The organism is Streptomyces kurssanovii (assembly GCF_040677245.1).
In the GTDB taxonomy this organism is placed as follows: domain Bacteria; phylum Actinomycetota; class Actinomycetes; order Streptomycetales; family Streptomycetaceae; genus Streptomyces; species Streptomyces kurssanovii.
Genome location: NZ_JBFAQK010000057.1, coordinates 26,605 through 47,451 on the forward strand (window position 1 = coordinate 26,605; position 20,847 = coordinate 47,451).

The window sequence follows — 20,847 nt, forward strand, 5'->3', positions numbered from 1 at the left end:
TCTGTGAGTGTATGACCGGCGAGGACGGGGTGCGGACGGGCGGCCGGTGGGACGTCGGCGGGCCGCCCGGCGGGGCGGCGGTGAGCTGCCGATCGGCTGCCGTCGAGTCGCCGGTGAGCCGCAGGTGAGCCGCAGGTGAGCTGCTGCGAAGCGAACACACGGCGGCAAGCTGCACAAACGCGTTTTTGTACTGGCCCAGGAATCCGCTAGAGTTCAACACGTCGCCGGGACGCGCAAGCGGAACGGAAACGACAAGCGGACGTGGCTCAGTTGGTAGAGCATCACCTTGCCAAGGTGAGGGTCGCGAGTTCGAATCTCGTCGTCCGCTCGAGAAAGTGGGGGATCTTCCCGAACCCCCTGCACTCCGGGTGGAGTGGCCGAGAGGCGAGGCAACGGCCTGCAAAGCCGTCTACACGGGTTCAAATCCCGTCTCCACCTCCAAGGACGATTAGCTCAGCGGGAGAGCGCTTCCCTGACACGGAAGAGGTCACTGGTTCAATCCCAGTATCGTCCACTGGGTCCGCGAGGATCCGAGCGCGATTAGCTCAGCGGGAGAGCGCTTCCCTGACACGGAAGAGGTCACTGGTTCAATCCCAGTATCGCGCACGCAGTACGCAGTAACGCAGGTCACCCCGCGCGATTAGCTCAGCGGGAGAGCGCTTCCCTGACACGGAAGAGGTCACTGGTTCAATCCCAGTATCGCGCACAGCCCGGAGCCCCTGGCCGTCTCGACGGCCGGGGGCTTCGTCGTGTGCCCGCGGTCGCGGGGTGCCGGAAGGGCCGGAAGGGCCGGCCGGGCCAGTGGCCCGGCCGCCGCACCCGCCGGCACTCCGGTCGCTCAGGTCCCAGGTCGCTCAGGAAGAGAACAGCATCCGGCCGAAGCTCCGCTGACGGTGATGCCCGTGGTGACCACCATGGTGCGGCGCGCCCCACGCCGGAGCCGGGGGCGCGGCGGGGTAGGCCTGCGGGGCATGCGGCGCCGGCGGCACGGGCGGGGCCTGCTGGGTCCACTGCGACTCCAGCCGGGTCAGCGACTCCAGCTCGCCGTAGTCGAGAAATATGCCCCGGCAGCCGCTGCACTGCTCGATCTGAACACCATTGCGGTTGTACGTGTGCATCGCTGCATGGCACTTGGGACACTGCATCGTCTGGTCAGCTCCTCGCCGTTCGGTCGACGTCGCCCGGATGCATGCCCGGCGACGGTGACTTCACCCTACGACGGAGGATCGAACTCCAACTCGGGTCACAGTGTCCCGATTCGGGTACAGGCGTCCAGCACGGCCGACTCGACCTCGTCCGGTCGGCGCCCCTCCCGAGCCGCCTTCGCCAGAGCCAGCGCCGCGGTCTGCACGGTCAGCGCCCGTGCGGGCACATCCAGTTGGGGCCACGGATCACCGGCGGAGGGAACGGCGCCGCCTTCCGCGGCGGTGTACGCGCCGAGGAACCGCTGCCAGATCTCCGGCGCCAGCAGGCCGGTCGCGAACCAGGCAGCGGGACGGGCCAGGTCCCAGGCCGGGTCGCCCAGCCCCATGTCGTCCACGTCGATCAGCAACCACGGGCCGTCCGGGGCGGGGTGGCGCACGAGCTGGCCGAGGTGCAGGTCGCCGTGGCACACCGCGTCCCCGCGCGGGGAAGGCGCCTCACCCCTCGCCCAGGCCGGCAGGCGCTCCCAGGCTCGTCGTACGTCCGGCGCGGCCGGGTGGTCCGGTGCGGCCGCCTCCATGCGGGCCACGGCGGCGGCGGCCTTGGCGGGGCCGCGCATGGGTGGGAGCGGGGCCGGGCCGGTGCCGGTGCCGGCTGCTGTGGCCGGGCGGGCCGCGGTGGCCGGGCGGGCCGCGGTGCCGGTGCCGGTTGCGGTGCCGGTGCCGGTGCCGGCTGCTGTGGCCGGGGCGGCCGCGGTGGCGGTGCGCGTGCCTGAGTCCGGCAGCCGGGCCGGCGCGACGCGGTGCAGACGCGCGAGCAGGACCGCGGCCTCCTCCCAGGGCGCGGCGTCCGGGTCCGCGGGGTCGACGGGCACGCCGTAGGGCCAGGTCGTGACGGGGCGGGGGTCGTTCGGGAGCCGGCCTGCTCCCGTGCGGAGGCCGGCGGGGAGGGGAGGCAGCAGGATCCCCGCCAGCGCGGGGTGGGCCGCCAGGGCGACACGTACCTCGTGCGCCGCCCGGTCGGTGTCGGCAGCGTGGGCCTTCGCGACGGCCGCGCCGTGGCGCACGACGATGCCGTCAGGGCGGTCGGCGAGCGTCTGCGTCCCGGCGTCGTGGGCGCCGCAGGCACGGCACGAGCCGCGTGGTGCGGCCCGGTGCGCGGCGTCGCGGGCGACGGCGGCGAGGGCGCGTACGACTGAGGCGGTCACGGGTGGAGCGTATCGGGGTGCGTCGGGCCGGTCGGGACGGGCCGGGTCGGGCCGGTCGGGTCGGGCAAGGCGGGTGCGGCCCCCGGCGCGCCGTCGGGGGCGGGAATGCGCGACGGCCGGTCAGCTCCCCAGCTGACCGGCCGATCGCTGCCGTCCGCCGCACCCCCGTCCCCACGGGGTTGTTGGCCGGATGTCCCCGGCCCGGACCGCTCTTCCGGGCCCGGGGCGCCGTTCAGCGCCCCAGCATCACGCCTACGGACGACGCCTGTGTGACCACTGCGTCCCAGCCGCCGAAGACGACCACCAGCAGTGCCGCGAGGGGAAGGACCATCGCCGTCGCCACCAAGGGGTGGCGCGTGCCGGACTGGCGGCCGCCGAACGCGGCGGATGCCTTGCGTCCCTGCGTGCGGATCATCCGCGTTGCCGTGTCCGCCATGGTCCTTCTCCTGTCGTGGTTGGCAGCGGCGAGTGTCTGACCTCGGGGGACGAGTGCTGCACCCGCCGCTTGACATCAACATTAGGGAAACCGAGGGCCCCGGACGTCATGCCCTCGTACCGATTACCGGGCCTCCCGGAGGATGAGCCGTCACCCCCCGGCGTACTCCCCTGGGTGGAGAGAGGCGGCGGGGAGTTGGGGTCTTCCCGGAGGGGTCGTGCGTCACTCCGCGGCGTCGACCCGCGGGACGGGCTGCTCCACCAGGGCCAGCACCCGGGTGGCCATGAATCGGGCCGTCCGGACGACGGACCCGGATCGGGTGACTTCGCTCACTTCGACCACCCCTCTGCGCACCGCCGTCTCGACCCTGCGGCCCGCCCGGCTTGCCACCACTTCATACGTACGGGTCGTGTCTCCCGCGTCCACGACTATCTCCACGCGGTCACCCTTCATCGATCCAATCCCCCTTCTGCGACTGACCGTTGAGATCACGCACGGGTCAGGGAAGATGGATCCGCCCTTCGCTGACCACTGGTCAATTCTCCCACCTGGCACTGACAAACGATCCGGACGGGAGGGCGCGGCCTATGAGCGCACCGGCGCGGGGGTACGTAAGCTGTGCCACGTCAAAAGCGGACGACCGGGCAGCGGGGTGGGGCCTCCCCACCGTAGGTAGGGGACGGACATGGCGATGATGCGGCTCCGGCGCGAGGACCCGCGTGTCGTCGGCTCGTTCAGGCTGCACCGGCGGCTGGGCGCGGGCGGCATGGGCGTCGTCTATCTGGGGTCGGACCGCAGGGGGCAGCGCGTCGCGCTGAAGGTGATCAGGCCGGATCTCGCCGAGGACCAGGAGTTCCGTTCGCGTTTCGCGCGCGAGGTGTCGGCGGCGCGGCGTATCCGCGGGGGCTGCACGGCGCGGCTGGTCGCGGCGGACCTGGAGGCGGACCGGCCGTGGTTCGCCACCCAGTACGTACCGGGCCCGTCGCTGCACGACAAGGTGGTCGAGGAGGGTCCGCTGCGGGCCGCCGACGTGGCCGCGGTGGGTGCCGCGCTCTCCGAGGGGCTGGTGGCGGTCCACGAGGCCGGTGTGGTGCACCGTGACCTGAAGCCGTCCAACATTCTGCTGTCGCCCAAGGGGCCGCGGATCATCGACTTCGGTATCGCCTGGGCCACCGGCGCGAGCACGCTGACGCATGTGGGCACGGCCGTGGGGTCGCCCGGTTTCCTCGCGCCCGAGCAGGTGCGGGGCGCGGCGGTGACGCCCGCGACCGACGTGTTCGCGCTGGGGGCGACCCTCGCGTACGCGGCGATGGGCGACTCGCCCTTCGGGCACGGCAGTTCCGAGGTGATGCTGTACCGGGTCGTGCACGAGGAGCCGCAGTTGCACGGGGTGCACGACGCGCTTGCGCCGCTGGTCTCCGCGTGCCTCGCGAAGGACCCGGAGGAGCGGCCGAGCACGCTGCAACTGTCCATGCGGCTCAAGGAGATCGCGGCCAGGGAGGCCCAGGGCCTGCACGACGCCCGGCCGCCCGTGCAGCGGGAGCGGGTCGAGCTCAACCGGCCGACGGCGCGCTATCCGGAGCGTACGGAACGCACCGAGCGCATGGAGCGCCGTACGGGCGGGTCGTTGGCGCCCCGGCCGCAGACGCCGTCCCGTACCGGCGGCGGGTCCCGGCCCCAGCAGCCGCGCGGCACGGCCCGTACGAACGGCCGGCCGGGCACCAGGCCCGGGGTGCGGACGACCTCGACGGGCCGGCGGCCGGCCAATCCTCGGCTGCTGCGTCAGCGGATCACCGTCTTCTTCGTGGTGACGCTGATCGTGGCGCTGGGCATCGCGGCCGCCCAGAAGCTGTGACGGGTCAGGCTCTGACGGGTCAGGCTCCGGGGCGGCCGGTGGCGACCGCGTAGAACGCGACCGCGGCCGCCGCGCCCACGTTGAGCGAGTCGACGCCGTGGGACATGGGGATACGCACCCACTCGTCCGCGGCCATGAGGGCCTTGGTGGACAGCCCGTCCCCTTCGGCGCCCAGCATCAGCGCCACCCGCTCCAGGCGGTGCGGGGCCGCCTCGTCGATCGAGGTGGCCTTCTCGTCGGGGGTGAGGGCGAGCAGGCGGAAGCCCGCTTCACGGACCGCTTCGAGGCCCTTCGGCCAGGCGTCGAGTCGTGCGTACGGCACGGAGAAGACCGCTCCCATGGAGACCTTCACGGAACGGCGGTACAGCGGGTCGGCGCAGTCCGGTGAGAGCAGCACGGCGTCCATGCCGAGGGCGGCGGCGCTGCGGAAGATCGCACCGATGTTGGTGTGGTCGTTGACGGACTCCATGACGACCACCCGGCGGGCCGTGCCGAGCAGTTCCGCCGCGTCCGGCAGCGGCTTGCGCTGCATGGAGGCGAGCGCGCCGCGGTGCACGTGGTAGCCGGTGACACGTTCGGCGAGGGCCGGGTCGACCGCGTAGACGGGCGCGGGGACCTCGTCGATGACGTCGCGCATCACGTCGATCCACTTGGCGGAGAGCAGCATGGAGCGCATCTCGTAGCCGGTCTGTCTCGCCCGGCGGATGACCTTCTCGCCCTCCGCGATGAACAGGCCCTCCTCCGGTTCCCGTCGGCGGCGCAGTTCGACGTCGGTCAGGCCCGTGTAGTCCCGCAGGCGGGGGTCGTCGGGGTCGTCGATGGTGATGAGATCGGCCACAGGGTGATACTGCCTTCTTGGATGTGCGGTGCCAACGGTTCCCGCAAGGTCGGGTTACCGGCGGTTACTTGCGCGGGCCGACGGCGACGACGTCCCCGATGACGATGACGGCCGGCGGGCGCACGTCCTCGGCCCTGACCGTCTCCGCGACGGTGGCGAGGGTGGCGTCCACCCGGCGCTGTGCGGCGGTCGTTCCCTCCTGGACGAGGGCGAGCGGCGTCCCGGGGGCCTTGCCGTGCGCGATGAGGGCCTCGGCGATCGCGCCGATCTTGTCGACGCCCATGAGGATCACCAGCGTGCCGCGCAGCCGGGCGAGGGACTTCCAGTCGACGAGCGAACGCGGGTCGTCGGGCGCGACATGGCCGCTGACGACGGTGAACTCGTGGGCGACGCCCCGGTGGGTCACGGGGATGCCCGCGGCGGAGGGAACGGAGATGGAGCTGGAGATGCCGGGCACGACCGTGTACGGGATGCCGGCCTCCGCGAGCGCCTGCGCCTCCTCCATGCCGCGGCCGAAGACGTACGGGTCGCCGCCCTTGAGACGGACGACGGCCTTGCCGGCCTTCGCGTGCTCGATGAGCGCGTTGTTGATGGCCTCCTGGGCCATGAACCGCCCGTAGGGGATCTTGGCGGCGTCGATGACCTCCACGTGCGGCGGGAGTTCGTCGAGGAGGTCGCGCGGGCCGAGCCGGTCGGCGATGACGACGTCCGCCTCCGCGAGCAGCCGGCGGCCGCGGACGGTGATCAGGTCCGGGTCGCCGGGGCCGCCGCCGACGAGGGCGACGAACGGGGCGCGGCTGCGGTGGTGGGGCGCGGCGAGGGTGCCGTCGCGCAGGCCCTCGACGATCGCGTCGCGCACCGCGGCAGAGCGTCGCGGGTCACGGCCGGTCAGGACGGCGACGGTCACACCGTCGCTGCGGCCCGTCGCCGGGGTCCACGCGGTGGCGGCGTCGGCGTCGTCGCTGCGGACGCACCACGTCTTGGTGCGCTCGGCCTCCGCGGAGGCGCGGGCGTTGGCGTCGGCGTCGCCGGTGGCCACCAGGGCGTACCAGGCGTCGGCGATGTCGCCGTCCTCGTAGCGGCGGCGGGTCCAGGTGATCTCGCCGGACTCGGCCATGGCCTCCACGGACGGCGTCGCGGAAGGGGAGATCAGGGTGACATCGGCACCGGCCGCGACCAGCGCGGGAAGCCTTCGCTGGGCGACCTGCCCACCGCCGATGACGACGACGCGGCGCCCGGCGAGTCGGAGGCCGACGGGGTAGGCGGGGTGCTCGGCGTGCGGGACGTGCTCGGCCATGACGGTGCGGCTCCTCGGGCGGTGCGGTGCGGGAGTGAGGCCGCTGCGACGGTGAAGCGGCTGGTGGGAACGGGTGAGGGTCCTGGCGAACACGATACGGCCCCGGTACGGGGAGCGGGCCGGACCGTTGCGGAACGGTTGCCTCCGGCGCCTGCGGCCCCCGCGCATCCGGCCTGTTGCGGACCGGATGCGCGGAGCCGGACGCGCCGGCCCCGGACTACTTCTCCGTGACGCCTGCCGAGTCGAAGGTCGCCACCTCGTGCATCGCCCGGGCGGCGCTCTGGACCACCGGGAGCGCCAGCAGGGCGCCCGTGCCCTCGCCGAGGCGGAGGTCCAGGTCGACCAGCGGGCGCAGACCCAGCTTGTTGAGGGCGGCCACATGGCCGGGCTCCGCACTGCGGTGGCCCGCGATGCAGGCGGCCAGCGCCTCGGGTGCGACGGCGCGCGCGACCAGGGCCGCCGCGCCCGTGCTGACACCGTCGAGGATGACCGGGGTCCGCAGGGAGGCGCCGCCGAGGATCAGTCCGACGAGCGCGCAGTGCTCGAGGCCGCCGACGGCCGCCAGGACACCGATCGGGTCCGCCGGGTCGGGCTGGTGGAGCTCGAGGGCACGGCGGACGACGTCGACCTTGCGGGCGTGCATCTCGTCGTTGATGCCCGTGCCGCGCCCGGTGATCTCCGACGGGTCGGCGCCCGTGTAGACGGAGATGAGGGCCGCGGACGCGGTGGTGTTGGCGATGCCCATCTCACCGGTCAGGAGCGCCTTGTTGCCGGCGGCCACCAGGTCGCGGGCGGTCTCGATGCCGACCTCGATCGCGGAGAGGACCTCCTCGCGGGTCAGGGCGGGACCGGTGGTGAAGTCGGCGGTGCCGGGCCGCACCTTGCGGGGCAGCAGACCGGGGGTGGCCGGCAGGTCGGAGGCCACGCCGACGTCGATGACGCAGACCTCGGCGCCGACCTGGTTCGCGAAGGCGTTGCAGACCGCCCCGCCGCCGAGGAAGTTGGCCACCATCTGCCCCGTGACCTCCTGCGGCCAGGCCGTGACGCCCTGGGCGTGCACACCGTGGTCGCCGGCGAAGATCGCGACGGCAGCGGGCTCGGGGATCGGCGGCGGGCACATCCGGGAGAGGCCGGAGAGCTGCGCGGAGATGATCTCCAGCATGCCGAGGGCACCGGAGGGCTTGGTCATCCGCTTCTGGCGTTCCCATGCCTCGCCGAGCGCCTTGGCGTCGAGCGGGCGGATGTTGGTGACGGTCTCCTGCAGCAGGTCGTGCGGCTCCTCCCCGGGCAGCGCACGGCGGCCGTAGGTCTCCTCGTGCACGACCCAGGACAGGGGACGGCGCTTGGACCAGCCCGCCTGCATCAGCTCGGGCTCCTCCGGGAACTCGTCGACGTACCCCACGCAGAGGTAGGCGACGACCTCGAGGTGCTCGGGCAGGCCGAGCGTGCGCACCATCTCGCGCTCGTCGAAGAAGGAGACCCAGCCGACGCCGAGGCCCTCGGCGCGGGCCGCGAGCCACAGGTTCTCCACGGCCAGGGCGGACGAGTAGGGCGCCATCTGCGGCTGGGTGTGCCGGCCGAGGGTGTGACGGCCGCCGCGGGTGGGGTCGGCGGTGACGACGATGTTCACCGGGGTGTCGAGGATGGCCTCGATCTTCAGTTCCTTGAACTGCTTGGCCCGGCCCTTGGGCAGCGACTTGGCGTACGCCTCACGCTGACGCTGCGCCAGTTCGTGCATGGTGCGGCGGGTCTCAGCGGAGCGGATGACGACGAAGTCCCAGGGCTGGGAGTGGCCGACGCTGGGCGCGGTGTGCGCCGCTTCGAGGACCCTGAGGAGGACCTCGTGCGGGATGGGGTCGCTGCGGAAGCCGTTGCGGATGTCGCGGCGTTCGCGCATCACGCGCAGGACGGCCTCGCGTTCGGCGTCGTCGTAGCCGGGTGCGGGTGCCGTCGGGGCGGCGGGCTGCGGCTCGGGCGACTCACCCTCGTCGGGCGCCTCCGCGGCGGCCGGGGCGGCGTCGTCCGCGGCGGACCCCGCCGACGGGCCGGGGGCCGCGTTCACGTCGTCCTGCGGGGCGTCCTCGTGCGGGGCCTCGGGCTCAGGGGCGTGGGCCTGCGGAGCTTCGTCCTGCGGGACTTCGGCCTCGGGGGCTTCGGTCTGCGGGACTTCGGTCCGAGGAGCTTCGGGGGCCGGTGCGGTGGCCGCTTCTTCGGACGGGGCGGCCGGGGCGGACCCGTCGCCGGGTTCCGGTGCTTCCACGGCCGCGGTCGTGACGTCCGCCGAGGGCTCGTCCGTCTCCGCGGCGGCCTCGACGGCCTCGACGGTCTCGGACGCGACGGCCACCGGCTCGGGCTCGGGCACGACTGCGGGAGCCGGGGCCTGCGGGGCCTCCGGCGCGCCGCCCGCCGCCTCCGGAGCCGGGACCTGCGCGGTGGCCGCGGGCTCGACGGCAGGCTGTTCGGCGGCCGGCTCGGTCACGGCTTCCTGCACGGCGGCCTCGGGCGCGGCGGCCTCGGGCGCGGCGGGCTCGACGGCCTCGGGCGCGGGCTCCTGCACGACGGCCTGGTTCGCGACGTCGGCCTCGGCCTCGGGCTGCGGCTGCGGCTGCGGCTCGGCGGGCTCGGGCGCCACGGCCGGCTCCGCCTCCGCGGCGGGCTGCTGCTCGGAGTCGCCGGTCCGGGGCGCGGGCACGGTGGCTTCCGCGTTCGCCGGTTCGGCAGCCGCGTCCGACGGGACGACCGTTTCTGCGGGCGCCGCCTGCGCGGCGACGGGCGGCTGGTTCTGCGGCGGCTGCGGGTCCCACGGGGCCCCGGCCTGCGGAGGGATCTCACCGAGCTGCGGTCCGGGCAGCTCGGCGGCGGGCTCCTCACGCGGCACGTCGAGGTACTCCACGCCGGTGGCGGCGGACTGCGCCGCGGCCGGGCGGACAACCATCGGGTGCGGTGGCGTACCGGCCGGGCCGCGGTCGGCGAGCGACCGGACCACGCCGCTCGAGGTGTCGGGCACGGGCGGACCCATGTGGAGCGGCCGGCGCGCGGGCGTCGGCATGGCGGAGGTGGCGGCGGCGGGAGTCCGTACGGCGCCGAGGTCGACGGCCCCGGAATCACGGCCGCCCGCCTCGTGGGCACCGCGCTCCTGCGCAGCGGCGATCTGTTCCTGCTGTGCGGCGGGCGCCTCCTGCGCGACGGGGGCCGCGTGCCCGGCGACGGAGCCCGCCTCTGCCGCGACGGCCTCCGGACCTGCCGGCGCCACGCCGGGGACGACGGACATGGTGCCCTGCACCTGCGCCAACGGCTCCTGCGCGGCGGCTTCCTGCGCCTGCACCCCGGCCTGCGCCTGAGCCATCGCCTGTCCCTGGACCTGCTGGGGGTCGTGCGGCTGGAAGCCCTGTTCCTGCGGCTCCGGGGAACGGACCTCGTGGAACTGCGGCTCCTGCGGCGGCGTTGCGTCGGCCGCCTGGGCCGCCGGGGTCACCTCGACGAACGCCGGCGCGGGCGCCGCGGCGTTCTGCACCGCCGGCTGCTCCGCGTACGCCGCGCCGGCCGGGGCGGGCGCGGCCTGCTCGACTCCGTGCACGGCCGGGGCGGCCGCGTAGTCCTGTGCCTGGTAACCGGCGGCGGCGTAGTCCACCTGGTACTCGCCGCTGTGGTGCTGCGTCGTCGCGTCCTGGTGCGCCGTCACCGGTGCGGGCGCGGCCGCGTACTGGTCGGCGACGGGCGCCGCCTGGGCCGTGGGCGCGTGCTGATGGGAATCGCTCCACGCACCCTGTGCGCCGGGCATCAGCAGAAGGTCGTCCTCTTCCGGGCTGTTCTCGGAGGGTTCGAGGAAGGTGTACGTGCCGGGAGCGGGGACGCCCGGCTGCTCCACCATGCCTGCGTCCTCCGGCAGCCCCTCGCCCGGGATCTGGCCGGTGTCAGTCATGCGCGTACCCCTCGCCCATCGGTTGCTCCTTCGCCCTTCGCCCGGGGCGTCCGACAGCGGCACACCTGACGCCCTTGAACAAGAACGAGCGTGTGCGCCGCGCGGCACGATCGACCCACGGACCAAAGCATTGTCGCGGTCGTTCGCCACTGCGGCAGCAAGATCCGCCGCGGTTCGCTGTGGGCTGCGCCACGTCGCGCGACCCCCCGGTATCGACGTACCACATACGGGAACCAAAGTGGCTCCCTTTTCCGGACATTGACGAACGAAGCGACGAACGTCCGGCTGCGGTACAACAATCGGCCAGCCTACCCCGGACCGTCCGTCGAGGGGGGCCGGGGGCGAGGGTCGGGCTGCCTTCCGCACAGCAGGAAGACCACGCAGCGTTCCCGTTCCGACCAGTCGGACGTGTCCAGCTCGACGGACTGGAGGAGGGCGCATTCGACGCTGTATCCGCCGGCGGCGAGCGCCGCGCCGATCGCCTCCGCCTCGTCCCGGGTGGAAGCGTGGGTGACGATGCGCTGCGGCCTGCGGTCGGCGACGGCCGTGACGACCGGTACTCCCCCGCCGCCGATCCGTACGACATCGGGCTCGGGCAGCCGTTCGAGAACATGCGGCGCCCGCCCCTGCACCACCTGGAGCTGGACGCCGAGGCGCCTGGCCGCCGCCTCGGTGCGGCGGCAGGCCTCGGGGTCGTTGTCGACGGCGATCACCGCCGCGCCGAACCGCCCCGCCTCCGCGGCGAGTGCGCCGCTGCCGGAGCCGATGTCCCACACGAGGTCGCCGGTGCGGGGCCCGAGCCGGGCCAACTGTGCGGCCCGTAGTCCCGCGAACTCGCCTTCGCCGCGTGTGGGCGCCTCGGTGGTGGGCGGCAGGGCCCAGCCGCGGACGGCCGGGGGGTAGCCGGGATCCCGTCCGGCGATCCAGCCGCCGGTCCCGGTGAGGGGGGCGGGGCCGGCGGGGCCGCCGATGACGATGACGACATTGGGGTCGCGCCACATGTGGTCGGCGACCTTGTCGGAGGTGAGGACGGTGACCTGTTCGCGGTCCGTGCCCAGTTCCTCGCAGATGACGAAGGTGCGGTGGATGCCGTCGAGCAGCAGCGCGAGTTCGGCGGGGCCGGCGCCCGGGGAGGTGAGGACCGCGACCTTGGGGTACGCGCGGCACACATTGACGGCCCGGCGCAGCGTACGGCGGTGTGCGACGACGATCTGGGCGTCGTCCCACGGCATGCCGGCCCTGGCGAAGGCGGCCGCCACGGAGGAGACGGCGGGGACGACCTCCACCTCGAGGCCGTACTCGGGCGCGCGCAGGGTGCGTACGACGCCGAAGAGGCCGGGGTCGCCGTCGGCGAGGACGACGGGGCTGCCGCGGTGTCCGGCGATCCGCCGGGCGGCGAGGCCGACGCTGCCGAGGCGGATGCGCTCGGCGCCGGGCGGTACCTCGGGCAGCGCGAGATGATGGGCGGCGCCGGCGACCAGGGTGGCCGCGGAGAGGGCGGACCTGGCCGCTCGGGTGAGTGGCGAACCGTCCCAGCCGATCACCGTGACCCGGTCGGCCATCGTCGTCAGTCTCCTGGGGTTGTCGCAGGTCGGAGCAGTTCCGCGGGTACGTGTCGCACGTGAGGGTACCTGGCGGACCTGTCGGGCGGCCCTCGGGAGGGGCGTCGTTCCCGCCCGGGAGGGTCAGTTCCAGTCGGTGTAGGAGGCGTAGCCCGCCTCCGCGAGGCGGTCGGCCTCGAGGTCCTCCGGGAGGAGGCTCCAGACGATGAGGTCGGTGCGGATGTCCACCCAGGCGCCGGAGCCGTCGTCGGGCCGGGTGCGCGCTATCCAGGCGTTGCGCAGGACGCCTTCGCTGATGCAGCCGATCTTCTGCGCCACCTGCTGGGAGGCGGTGTTGTCGGCGGCGGTGCGCAGTTCCATGCGCTCGAACTTCTGGTTGCGGAACAGCCACTGGGCCACGGCGAGCACGGACTCGGTCGCGTAGCCCTCGCCGCGCGCCCAGGGAGCCGTGACGTAGGAGACCTCGGTGGAGAGGGTGCGCCAGTTGGTGTTCTGCAGGTGCACGACGCCGACGAGCCGCTGGGTGAGGAACTCGGTGACGGCGAGCACGATGCCGCGGCCTTCCGTGCGCTCCGCAGGAGCGATCCTGCGCACCCAGGCCTCGGAGTCGGCCGCCGTGTAGGGGTGGGGCACGGAGGTCCAGGCGGTGACCATCTCGTCGTTCATCATCTCGGTGTGGGCCGCGATGTCGGCGTCCTCGTAGGGGCGCAGCACCAACCGCTCCGTGCTGATGGACACGTCCGGGAAGGTGGTAGTCATGCGCAGCTCCATGCCGAAGACTGTCGTGTACGGGTCGAACCTGACGGCGTATTGGCCGTAAAGGCACAGCATGCAACATCGGGTGCGGGCCGTGCATGGCCGGGTGTCCGTACGAGGCGGCCCCGCGCACCTTGGTAGGTGCACGGGGCCGGAGTCAAGTGGCTGCTCTTGAGCGTCACTTGACGGTGCGTGGGGTCTCAGCCCTCGGCGCCGAAGGCGGCGACGACGGAACCGTCGTACTTGTCCTCGATGTACTTCTTCACCTCGGGCGAGTTGAGGAGCTTCGCGAGCTTCTGCACGCGGGCGTCGTCCTCGTTGCCCTCCTTGACGGCGAGGAAGTTGGCGTACGGGTTGCCTTCGGCCTTCTCGAGGGCCAGGGAGTCCTGGGCGGGCTTGAGGTCGGCCTCGATGGCGTAGTTGCCGTTGATGACGGCGGCGTCGACGTCGTTCAGGGCGCGGGGCAGCGTCGCCGCCTCGAGCTCCTTGAACTTCAGGCCCTTGGCGTCGGCGATGTCGGAGAGCTTGGCGTCGGTGCCGGCGCCGTCCTTGAGGGTGATCAGGCCGTTGTCGGCGAGCAGCGCCAGCGCGCGGCCTTCGTTGGTGGTGTCGTTGGGGACGGCGATCGTCTGGCCGGCCTTGATGTCCTTGAGGTCCTTGACCTTCTTGGAGTAGAGGCCGAGGGGCTCGAGGTGGACATCGACGACCGGCACGATGGTCGTCTTGTTCTTCTTGTTGAAGTCGTCCAGGTACGGCTTGTGCTGGAAGAAGTTGGCGTCGACCTGGCCCTGCTGGGTGGCGGTGTTCGGCAGGACGTAGTCCGTGAACTCCTTGACCTCGAGGGTGAGGCCTTCCTTCTTCGCCAGCTTGTCCTTCACGTAGTTCAGGATGTCGGCGTGCGGCGTCGGGGACGCCGCGACGACGAGCGCCTTGGACTCGTCGGCCTTGCCGCCGGAGTCGGCCTTGGCTCCCGGGTCGGAGGCCGTGCCGCAGGCGGTGAGGCCGAGGGCGGCGGTGGCGGCGGCGGCCGCGGTGAGCTTGATGTTCTTACGCACGAAGAGTGCCTCTTTCTGGTGGTGGAACAACGCCCGGACAAGGAGTGCGGGCTGTGTGGGGAGAAAGGTTCAGGGGGTTCAGCCCGCGGCGCGGCCCCGTCGGGCCAGCAGCCGTACGGCTCCGTCGCCGATGAGCTGGACGACGGTGACGATGGCGATGAGGATCACGACCGTGATGAGCATGAACTGCGTCTCGAAGCGCTGGAATCCATAGGTGACGGCCTTGGATCCGAGGCCTTCGCCGCCGACCGCGCCGGCCATCGCGGAGTAACCGACGAGGACGATCACGGTGGTGGTGACGGCGGAGACGAGCGAGGGCAGGGCCTGCGGGAGCAGCACCTTGCGCACGATGGTGGGAATGGAGCCGCCCATGGACTGGACCGCCTCGACGAGCCCGTGGTCGACCTCGCGGATCGCCGTCTCGACGAGGCGCGCGAAGAAGGGGATGGCGCCGACGGCGAGCGGCACGATCATCGCGGTGGGGCCGATGAAGGTGCCGACGACGAGGGTGGTGAAGGGGATCAGGGCGATCAGCAGGATGATGAACGGCAGCGAGCGGCCGATGTTCACGATCACGCCGACGACCTTGTTCACCGGGGTGTTCTGCAGCAGTCCGCCCTTGTCGGTGAGGACGAGGAGCACGCCGAGCGGCAGGCCCCCGGCGACAGTGACGAGGGTGGACCAGAGCACCATGTAGAGGGTGTCGAAGGTGCCCTGGCTGAGCAGGGGCTGCATCTCGGACCAGGTCACTTCGCGACCTCCTTGACCGGCTCGGGGGCGTGCTGCGCCGGGACGTGCGCGGGTCCGGGGCCGACGACCTCGACCTGGAGCCCCTGCTCGCGCAGGAAGCCGACGGGGACGACGTTCTCCTCGTAGCGGCCGGGGAGTTCGATGCGCATGCGGCCGATCTGCTTGCCGCCGACGGTGTCCATCGCCGCGCCGAGGATCGAGATGTCGATGTTGTACGTGCGCGAGAGCTGGGAGATGACCGGCTGGGTGGCGGCCTCGCCGTGGAAGGTGACGTCGATGACGGTGCGGCCGGGGCCCGAGGCGTCGCCGCCCACCGGGAAGAGCTCGCGGGCGAGCTCGGAGCCTGGGGTGGCGAGCAGTTCGCTCACCGTTCCGGATTCGATGATCTTCCCCTTCTTCATCAGCGCGGCCGAGTCGCAGATCGTCTTGACGACGTCCATCTCGTGCGTGATCAGCAGCACGGTGAGGCCGAGCTGCCGGTTGAGGTCGCGCAGCAGCTGGAGGATCGAGCGGGTGGTCTCGGGGTCGAGGGCGCTGGTCGCCTCGTCGGAGAGCAGCACCTTGGGGTCGCCGGCGAGGGCACGGGCGATACCGACGCGCTGCTTCTGACCTCCGGAGAGCTGAGCCGGGTAGGCCTTGGCCTTGTCGGCGAGACCCACCAGGTCGAGCAGTTCCAGGGCCTTGCGGGAGCGCTGGGCGCCGGGGACGCCGAGGATCTCCAGGGGCAGTTCGACGTTGTCCTTGACGGTGCGCGAGGACAGCAGGTTGAAGTGCTGGAAGACCATGCCGATGCGGCTGCGCGCCTCGCGCAGTTCCTTGGAGGCACGCCGCCCGCGGCCGGCGAGGGCGGTGAGATCCGTTCCGGCGACCGTCACGGTGCCGGAGGTGGGGCGCTCGAGGAGATTGACGCAGCGGATCAGCGAGGACTTGCCGGCGCCGCTCTGGCCGATGACGCCGAAGACCTCGCCTTCACGGACGTGCAGGTCGACGCCGTCCAGAGCGGTGACCTCGCGGCCGCCTCGCGACTGGTAGACCTTGGTAAGGCCCGTAGTGGTGATCACAGGGGTATCCGTCACTGTCGAGTGCACGGCGAGGTGTCCGCCGGGCACGGGGCATTTCGGTTCCGACGCGGCACGGCTGGTTCGGCTGGTGGCCGGGGCAACGCGTGCGCGGGGCAGGCTCGGTCCGAGGCGTTCCTGATCTCCGGGGACGTTCGGACGCGGCGCGGCTGTCGGTCTCGCTTCGGGGCGCGAGGCTCAGGCAGGGGCCCTCAGATGGCGCACATTCGACACATGCGGCGAGCACCGGGCGTCGTGTTCGCCTCGGTCGCAAGGATGCGGCTGCTCGTCGTGGTCATGGCTGCAAGTAAAACAGACGGGCAGGCGCCCGGCCCGGGACTGTCCGTATAGCGGACACCCTGGTTGCACTATGTGGACGCCCCGATCCGCCGCGGTGATCTCCGCGCCCGGTCCCGGCGAGGCCGGCTTCCCGGGCCGTGACCTGCACGGACACGGTGCCCGTGCCCGTGGTCCGCACGTCGGAAGAGGGGCCGTGGGGGTCCTCGGCTGTGGTCAAGACCACGGCCGGGGGCGCCGGCCGCACGCCCGTGAGCGGGCCACCGCCGGCGGGTGCCCTGCCGGCCGCCGCCGGGGGCCGGGCGCATCGCGGCCTTCGGCCCGTAATACCCTCGAGCCCATGCTCGACGCCCTGACGGTCGTGGTCGGTGTGACCGCGCTCGCCCTCGCCGCCTGGTGCGGTTTCGCCGCCTACAAGGACCAGCCCACCAAGGACTGGCACTTCATCGGCATGGCCGTGGTGACGGTGCTGGCGTTGGCACAGCTCGTCGTGGGAATCGTCCGGCTGGCGCAGGGCGACGAGGCCTCGGAGGGCACCGCGATCTTCGTGTCGTACCTGATCGGTTCGGCCCTCGCGGTACCGGCGGCCGGTTTTCTCTCGCTGGCGGAGCGGACCCGCTGGGGCTCCGCGACGGTGGCGGCCGGCGCGGTGGTGCTGGCGGTGCTCGAGGTGCGGCTCCACGACATCTGGGGAGGCTGACGATGGCCGAGCCCACCACGGACGTGAACCGGCCGGCGAAGCTGGTCGCGGGCCCGGGACTGCTGCTGGTCTGGCTCTACGGCGTGATGTCCGTCGGCGCCGTGTCCCGCTCCGTCTACCAGATCCTCACCGACTTCGGCAGCGCACCGCTCGCCCATGTGCTCTCGGCCGTCGCCGCCGTCGTGTACGCGTTCATCACCTACACGCTGGTCCGGGGCGGCGAGACGGCCCGCAAGGCGGCGCTGGTGTGTTGCGCCGCCGAGCTGGCGGGCGTCCTGATCGTCGGGACGTGGACGGTCCTCGACCCGTCGGCGTTCCCCGACTCGACCGTGTGGTCCGAGTACGGGATGGGCTACGTCTTCATCCCGGTGCTGCTTCCGGTCACCGGGATGCTCTGGCTGCGCCGCGCACGCGGCTGACGTACGGCGGGACGGAGCGGAGCGGTCCGGAGGGCGTCAGGCGCTGGCGACGTACGCGCCGGCGGAGGTCTCCTTCTCCAGGGTGACCAACGTCAGCCGCGGGCCGACCTCCTCGCGGGAGACCGGGACGTATCCCCTGCTGCGGTACAGCCGCAGATTGCTCTCGCTGCGGTGGCCGGTGAACAGCTGGAACCGCTTGGCGGCCGGGTCCCCGGCGAAGCGCGCCTCGATCGCGTCGAGCAGCCTGCCGCCCAGACCGTGGCGCTGCATCCGCGGGTGGACGATGAGCTTGGTGATCCGGGCCGTCCCCGTGGCGTCGATGCTCGCGCGCACGGAGGCGACGACCTCGTCACCGAGCCTGGCCACGAGCGCCGGCCCCTGGGTGATCTCGGCGCGGAGGTCGGCGAGCGACTGGGTCAGGGGCTCGATGCCGTAGTCGCCGTAGAGCTCGGCCTCGGTCTGATAGCACAGATACTGCAGCTTGAGGATGTGCTCCGCGTCGGTCTCCGCCGCCGCCGAGATGGTCACGCTCATGCCCATGTGCGCACGCCTCCCGCTCACCTGTCACCGCCGGTTGTCTACCGCTCCTTTCCCCGATGTTCAGGAGCTGCAACCTCTGCCGCGAGCATTCTGCGCAGACATCCCAGGCAACGGGAACGCATCGGCCCCAGACTTCCTTGTGAGATACCCAACGTCCCTGCGATTTCCCGGTAGGTGGGGTCGTGCGGCGACAACATCGCAGTCAGCAGACGGGGGCAGTTCCCGGGGGTGCGGGCGACGGCGGCCCGCAGCACCCGGCGCCGTTCGCCCAGCAGCGCGGCGCGCTCGGGGCCGCCCGTGGGGTCGGTGGAGGGCTCGTGGCGGTAGGGGAGTTCGCGTGCGGCCGTCCGGCGGGCGCGGCGGGCCTCCGCCCGTACGGCCGCCCTGACCCAGCGGGCCGCGTCGGGCGGCGGACCGCCGTCGCCGAGGCGCTCCAGGAGCCGTACCCACACGGCCTGTTCGAGGTCGCCGGCTTCCATGGCGGCGCCGGGCGCTTCCGCCGTCGCCTCCGCGCTCACCAGCGCCTTGAGCGCGCCGACGACCTGTCCGGAGGTGGGGGTCTCTTCGAGAACGGTCATGCCGGGCGGGACGGCCCGGGGCCCGGCCGTGGTTGCCCGGCCCGGGCGCGATCACCCGTACGGGGAGCCGTCGGCACCCCTGTGCCGTGCCGCGCCCGTGACGGGGCGTCAACCTCCGGGGACCCGCAGGCCCCCGGAGGTTGACGCCCTGGACGGCCGGTGTCAGGCGGTGAAGTCCGACGCCGCCAGCAGGCCGGTGTCCGGGTTGTCGGTGAAGATGCCGTCGATTCCGGTCGCGAAGTACGCCTTGTACGCCCCGAAGACGTCGCCGTACGCGTTCGGATCGGTGCCGCGCCGGAAGTCGGCGGGCAGGAAGGTGTTCTCGTTGCGCATCGTGTACGGGTGCAGGACCAGGCCCCGCGCGTGGGCGTCCCGCACCAGCGTCGTGGGCTCGGTGAGCCGGCCGTTCGCGTCCTTGGGGATGACGAGGTCCAGCAGCGGGCCGACCCCCTGGGCGAAACCCGCGATCCAGTCCAGGCCGTCCGGCTTCACCAGATCGGCCACCGTGCGCGGGTCGCCCGACTCGCGGAAGTCCCACGGGCGGTCGTCCGGGGTCCAGAGCAGGACGACTCGCGGAGTGCCCACCAGGCGGGCCATGCGCTCCATGCTCGTCGGCTCGAAGGACTGGAGGAACGTCGGGGAGTTCGCGCGGTGCCGCCCGTACCGGCGCAGCAGCTTCGCCAGCCGCTCCTCCAGCCCGAGACCGATGCTCCGGAAATAGGTGGGGTGCTTGGTCTCGACGTAGAGCCACACGGGGCGGCCGCGGCGGCGGCCCTCCTTCTCGGCCCACTGCAGCACCTCCTCGAAGGTGGGCACCGTCCAGCGGCCGTCGTAGAGGGTGTTCTCCTGGCGGGTGCCCGGGATCCGCTCCTTGGCGCGCAGCGTCTTCAGCTCGGCCAGCGTGAAGTCCTCGGTGAACCAGCCGGTGAGGCTGACGCCGTCGACCGACTTGGTGGTCCGGCGAGAGGCGAACTCGGGGTGCGCGGCGACATCGGTCGTGCCCGTGATGTCGTTCTCATGACGGCATACAAGGTGCCCGTCCTTCGTGGGCACCAGGTCCTGCTCGATGACGTGCGCGCCCATGTCGAGGGCGAACTGGTACGCGCCGAGGGTGTGCTCCGGCCGGTATCCGCTGGCGCCGCGGTGCGCGATCACGGTGGGGACGGGCAGGCCGCCCCGGTCCCCGCCGGACGGGCGGACACCGCCGGTGCGCTCACCCGCCTGCGCCGCGCCCGCGCCGATCCCGAGGGCCGCGGTGGTGAGGACCGCGGCTCCCAGCACGCTCCGACGCGCCGGACTGCTGCTCGCGCCATGTGTCATGAAACGTTCCTCCATGTGATGTACCGCGTGTGATGTCCCGCACCTGCCAAGCGACGCCCGATGGTAGGCAGTTACCTCTTACCTGCGGCAGACCCTGCACGAACACGGCGGAAACACACGTCAACACTGCGTATCTCCTCGGTGAACCCGATGTGCGAGGGAGGGTGACCCGCGAGTATCGTCCTCACCTGCAAAGACTTCACGGTCATAACCGCCCGTCCCATGACACCGGAGGACCCGTTGTCCCGCTTGACGCTCATCAAGGCAGTGCTCGGGCCGATCCTGCGCCTGATGTTCCGCCCGCGTGTGGAAGGGGCGGAGAACATCCCCGGGACAGGGGCCGTGATTCTCGCCGGGAACCATCTCACCTTCATCGACTCCATGATCCTGCCGCTGGTCTGCGACCGCCCGGTGTACTTCATCGGCAAGGACGAGTACGTCACGGGCAAGGGCATCAAGGGCCGCGCCATGGCCTGGTTCTTCACCGGCTGCGGCATGATCCCGGTCGACCGCGACGGCGCGAACGGCGGCGTGGCCGCACTGATGACGGGCCGCCGGGTGCTGGAGGAGGGCAAGATCTTCGGTATCTACCCCGAGGGCACCCGCTCCCCCGACGGCCGCCTCTACCGCGGCCGTACCGGCATCGCACGCCTCACCCTGATGACCGGCGCGCCGGTGGTCCCGTTCGCCGTCATCGGCACCGACAAGCTCCAGCCCGGCGGCGCGGGCCTGCCCCGGCCCGGCCGGGTCACCCTCCGCTTCGGCGAGCCGATGGAGTTCTCGCGCTACGAGGGGATGGACCGTGACCGCTATGTGCTGCGGGCGGTGACGGACTCGGTCATGTCGGAGGTCATGCGGCTGTCGGGGCAGGAGTACGTGGACATGTACGCGACCAAGGCGAAGGCGGCGTAGCCGCTGCGCGGGGCTGTTTCCCGGCCCTCCCCCTACGGCCTGGCGGCCGTGGGGAACCCCCTTCCCGAACCGGGGCAGGCCCCGAGTCCCGTGCCGCTCTGCGGGCCCCGTGCCGCCCTGCGGGCGGCGCCCTCAATCTCCCCCTACGGCCTGGCGGCCGTGGGAGGTGCCCCCAGGCGGGCTGACTTTGTCAGCCCCGCCG

At 72.4% G+C, this 20,847-nt stretch carries 19 protein-coding genes and 5 tRNA genes; 9 read left to right on the plus strand and 15 right to left on the minus strand.

Annotated elements, in window-relative coordinates; genetic code table 11:
• Window positions 1-255 precede the first annotated feature (255 nt).
• The 5 genes from AB0K36_RS28340 (at window position 256) to AB0K36_RS28360 (ending at window position 706) form a co-directional block, all read left to right on the plus strand.
• Window positions 256-328, plus strand: a tRNA-Gly gene (locus AB0K36_RS28340).
• A gap of 39 nt (window positions 329-367) precedes the next feature.
• Window positions 368-441: transfer RNA gene (locus AB0K36_RS28345), tRNA-Cys, on the plus strand.
• 1 nt (window position 442) lies between these two features.
• Window positions 443-514, plus strand: a tRNA-Val gene (locus AB0K36_RS28350).
• 20 nt (window positions 515-534) lie between these two features.
• Window positions 535-606 (plus strand) — tRNA-Val (locus AB0K36_RS28355).
• 28 nt (window positions 607-634) lie between these two features.
• Window positions 635-706 (plus strand) — tRNA-Val (locus AB0K36_RS28360).
• A 148-nt stretch (window positions 707-854) separates the two neighbouring features.
• Here AB0K36_RS28360 and AB0K36_RS28365 read toward each other — a convergent pair.
• From AB0K36_RS28365 to AB0K36_RS28380, 4 genes are all read right to left on the minus strand, one after another.
• Complete coding sequence (locus AB0K36_RS28365; protein WP_159693781.1) at window positions 855-1,145, minus strand: TFIIB-type zinc ribbon-containing protein; 291 nt, start codon at window positions 1,143-1,145, stop codon at window positions 855-857.
• A gap of 98 nt (window positions 1,146-1,243) precedes the next feature.
• Window positions 1,244-2,215: a phosphotransferase family protein gene (locus AB0K36_RS28370; protein ID WP_364599786.1), complete on the minus strand. Its 972-nt coding sequence runs from the start codon at window positions 2,213-2,215 to the stop codon at window positions 1,244-1,246.
• Between the two features lie 367 nt (window positions 2,216-2,582).
• Window positions 2,583-2,786, minus strand: a complete 204-nt coding sequence (locus AB0K36_RS28375; protein WP_189475062.1) for a hypothetical protein — start codon at window positions 2,784-2,786, stop codon at window positions 2,583-2,585.
• Between the two features lie 222 nt (window positions 2,787-3,008).
• Window positions 3,009-3,239 carry a DUF8836 family protein gene (locus tag AB0K36_RS28380; RefSeq protein ID WP_189475064.1) on the minus strand — a complete coding sequence of 77 codons (231 nt, stop codon included), beginning with the start codon at window positions 3,237-3,239 and terminating at the stop codon, window positions 3,009-3,011.
• A gap of 232 nt (window positions 3,240-3,471) precedes the next feature.
• Here AB0K36_RS28380 and AB0K36_RS28385 point away from each other — a divergent pair, with 232 nt between their 5' ends.
• The gene (locus tag AB0K36_RS28385; RefSeq protein ID WP_364599758.1) at window positions 3,472-4,641 is read left to right on the plus strand and encodes a serine/threonine-protein kinase; all 1,170 of its coding nucleotides are present in this window, start codon (window positions 3,472-3,474) and stop codon (window positions 4,639-4,641) included.
• Between the two features lie 19 nt (window positions 4,642-4,660).
• Here the strand turns inward: AB0K36_RS28385 and AB0K36_RS28390 are convergent, their stop codons facing one another.
• The 8 genes from AB0K36_RS28390 to AB0K36_RS28425 all read right to left on the minus strand — a co-directional run bounded on the left by AB0K36_RS28390 (window position 4,661) and on the right by AB0K36_RS28425 (window position 15,882).
• A complete protein-coding gene (locus AB0K36_RS28390; protein ID WP_364599760.1) occupies window positions 4,661-5,479 on the minus strand; it encodes a TrmH family RNA methyltransferase in 819 nt (272 codons plus the stop codon).
• 64 nt (window positions 5,480-5,543) lie between these two features.
• A complete protein-coding gene (cobA, locus tag AB0K36_RS28395) occupies window positions 5,544-6,776 on the minus strand; it encodes a uroporphyrinogen-III C-methyltransferase (RefSeq protein WP_364599762.1) in 1,233 nt (410 codons plus the stop codon).
• Window positions 6,777-6,993: 217 nt separating this feature from the next.
• On the minus strand, window positions 6,994-10,698 hold the full coding sequence (gene cobT / locus AB0K36_RS28400) for a nicotinate-nucleotide--dimethylbenzimidazole phosphoribosyltransferase (protein WP_364599764.1): 3,705 nt from the start codon (window positions 10,696-10,698) through the stop codon (window positions 6,994-6,996).
• Between the two features lie 308 nt (window positions 10,699-11,006).
• Complete coding sequence (gene cbiE / locus AB0K36_RS28405) at window positions 11,007-12,260, minus strand: precorrin-6y C5,15-methyltransferase (decarboxylating) subunit CbiE (protein WP_364599766.1); 1,254 nt, start codon at window positions 12,258-12,260, stop codon at window positions 11,007-11,009.
• 123 nt (window positions 12,261-12,383) lie between these two features.
• Complete coding sequence (locus AB0K36_RS28410; protein WP_435877950.1) at window positions 12,384-13,091, minus strand: GNAT family N-acetyltransferase; 708 nt, start codon at window positions 13,089-13,091, stop codon at window positions 12,384-12,386.
• 125 nt (window positions 13,092-13,216) lie between these two features.
• Window positions 13,217-14,071 carry a MetQ/NlpA family ABC transporter substrate-binding protein gene (locus AB0K36_RS28415; protein ID WP_364599768.1) on the minus strand — a complete coding sequence of 285 codons (855 nt, stop codon included), beginning with the start codon at window positions 14,069-14,071 and terminating at the stop codon, window positions 13,217-13,219.
• 78 nt (window positions 14,072-14,149) lie between these two features.
• Window positions 14,150-14,821 (minus strand): methionine ABC transporter permease, encoded by a 672-nt coding sequence (locus tag AB0K36_RS28420; RefSeq protein WP_005319667.1) that lies wholly within the window; start codon window positions 14,819-14,821, stop codon window positions 14,150-14,152.
• On the minus strand, window positions 14,818-15,882 hold the full coding sequence (locus tag AB0K36_RS28425; RefSeq protein WP_364599770.1) for a methionine ABC transporter ATP-binding protein: 1,065 nt from the start codon (window positions 15,880-15,882) through the stop codon (window positions 14,818-14,820). The genes AB0K36_RS28420 and AB0K36_RS28425 overlap by 4 nt, the downstream gene beginning before the upstream one ends.
• Before the next feature lie 634 nt (window positions 15,883-16,516).
• Here AB0K36_RS28425 and AB0K36_RS28430 point away from each other — a divergent pair.
• Together AB0K36_RS28430 and AB0K36_RS28435 are read left to right on the plus strand one after the other, a co-directional pair.
• Entirely contained in the window at window positions 16,517-16,876 is a 360-nt protein-coding gene (locus AB0K36_RS28430) for a hypothetical protein (protein ID WP_189475087.1), read from the plus strand.
• A 2-nt stretch (window positions 16,877-16,878) separates the two neighbouring features.
• Window positions 16,879-17,295 carry a hypothetical protein gene (locus AB0K36_RS28435; protein WP_364599772.1) on the plus strand — a complete coding sequence of 139 codons (417 nt, stop codon included), beginning with the start codon at window positions 16,879-16,881 and terminating at the stop codon, window positions 17,293-17,295.
• Between the two features lie 36 nt (window positions 17,296-17,331).
• Here AB0K36_RS28435 and AB0K36_RS28440 read toward each other — a convergent pair whose 3' ends face one another.
• The 3 genes from AB0K36_RS28440 to AB0K36_RS28450 all read right to left on the minus strand — a co-directional run bounded on the left by AB0K36_RS28440 (window position 17,332) and on the right by AB0K36_RS28450 (window position 19,733).
• Complete coding sequence (locus tag AB0K36_RS28440; RefSeq protein ID WP_364599774.1) at window positions 17,332-17,835, minus strand: GNAT family N-acetyltransferase; 504 nt, start codon at window positions 17,833-17,835, stop codon at window positions 17,332-17,334.
• A gap of 38 nt (window positions 17,836-17,873) precedes the next feature.
• Window positions 17,874-18,413 (minus strand): sigma-70 RNA polymerase sigma factor region 4 domain-containing protein, encoded by a 540-nt coding sequence (locus AB0K36_RS28445; protein WP_364599776.1) that lies wholly within the window; start codon window positions 18,411-18,413, stop codon window positions 17,874-17,876.
• A gap of 162 nt (window positions 18,414-18,575) precedes the next feature.
• Window positions 18,576-19,733: a glycerophosphodiester phosphodiesterase gene (locus tag AB0K36_RS28450; protein ID WP_364599778.1), complete on the minus strand. Its 1,158-nt coding sequence runs from the start codon at window positions 19,731-19,733 to the stop codon at window positions 18,576-18,578.
• Window positions 19,734-19,955: 222 nt separating this feature from the next.
• Here AB0K36_RS28450 and AB0K36_RS28455 point away from each other — a divergent pair, with 222 nt between their 5' ends.
• Window positions 19,956-20,645, plus strand: a complete 690-nt coding sequence (locus AB0K36_RS28455) for a lysophospholipid acyltransferase family protein (protein ID WP_208545507.1) — start codon at window positions 19,956-19,958, stop codon at window positions 20,643-20,645.
• Window positions 20,646-20,847 lie beyond the last annotated feature (202 nt).

Excerpts from the sequence above, each read along its gene's own strand:
- AB0K36_RS28440 (WP_364599774.1), bottom strand. The coding sequence starts at position 17,835 with ATGGGCATGAGCGTGACCATCTCGGCGGCGGCGGAGACCGACGCGGAG.
- AB0K36_RS28450 (WP_364599778.1), bottom strand. The coding sequence starts at position 19,733 with ATGACACATGGCGCGAGCAGCAGTCCGGCGCGTCGGAGCGTGCTGGGA.
- cbiE (WP_364599766.1), bottom strand. The coding sequence starts at position 12,260 with ATGGCCGACCGGGTCACGGTGATCGGCTGGGACGGTTCGCCACTCACC.
- cobT (WP_364599764.1), bottom strand. The coding sequence starts at position 10,698 with ATGACTGACACCGGCCAGATCCCGGGCGAGGGGCTGCCGGAGGACGCA.
- AB0K36_RS28430 (WP_189475087.1), top strand. The coding sequence starts at position 16,517 with ATGCTCGACGCCCTGACGGTCGTGGTCGGTGTGACCGCGCTCGCCCTC.
- AB0K36_RS28365 (WP_159693781.1), bottom strand. The coding sequence starts at position 1,145 with ATGCAGTGTCCCAAGTGCCATGCAGCGATGCACACGTACAACCGCAAT.
- AB0K36_RS28380 (WP_189475064.1), bottom strand. The coding sequence starts at position 3,239 with ATGAAGGGTGACCGCGTGGAGATAGTCGTGGACGCGGGAGACACGACC.
- AB0K36_RS28375 (WP_189475062.1), bottom strand. The coding sequence starts at position 2,786 with ATGGCGGACACGGCAACGCGGATGATCCGCACGCAGGGACGCAAGGCA.
- AB0K36_RS28385 (WP_364599758.1), top strand. The coding sequence starts at position 3,472 with ATGGCGATGATGCGGCTCCGGCGCGAGGACCCGCGTGTCGTCGGCTCG.
- AB0K36_RS28410 (WP_435877950.1), bottom strand. The coding sequence starts at position 13,091 with ATGCTGTGCCTTTACGGCCAATACGCCGTCAGGTTCGACCCGTACACG.
- AB0K36_RS28435 (WP_364599772.1), top strand. The coding sequence starts at position 16,879 with ATGGCCGAGCCCACCACGGACGTGAACCGGCCGGCGAAGCTGGTCGCG.
- cobA (WP_364599762.1), bottom strand. The coding sequence starts at position 6,776 with ATGGCCGAGCACGTCCCGCACGCCGAGCACCCCGCCTACCCCGTCGGC.
- AB0K36_RS28445 (WP_364599776.1), bottom strand. The coding sequence starts at position 18,413 with ATGACCGTTCTCGAAGAGACCCCCACCTCCGGACAGGTCGTCGGCGCG.
- AB0K36_RS28455 (WP_208545507.1), top strand. The coding sequence starts at position 19,956 with ATGACACCGGAGGACCCGTTGTCCCGCTTGACGCTCATCAAGGCAGTG.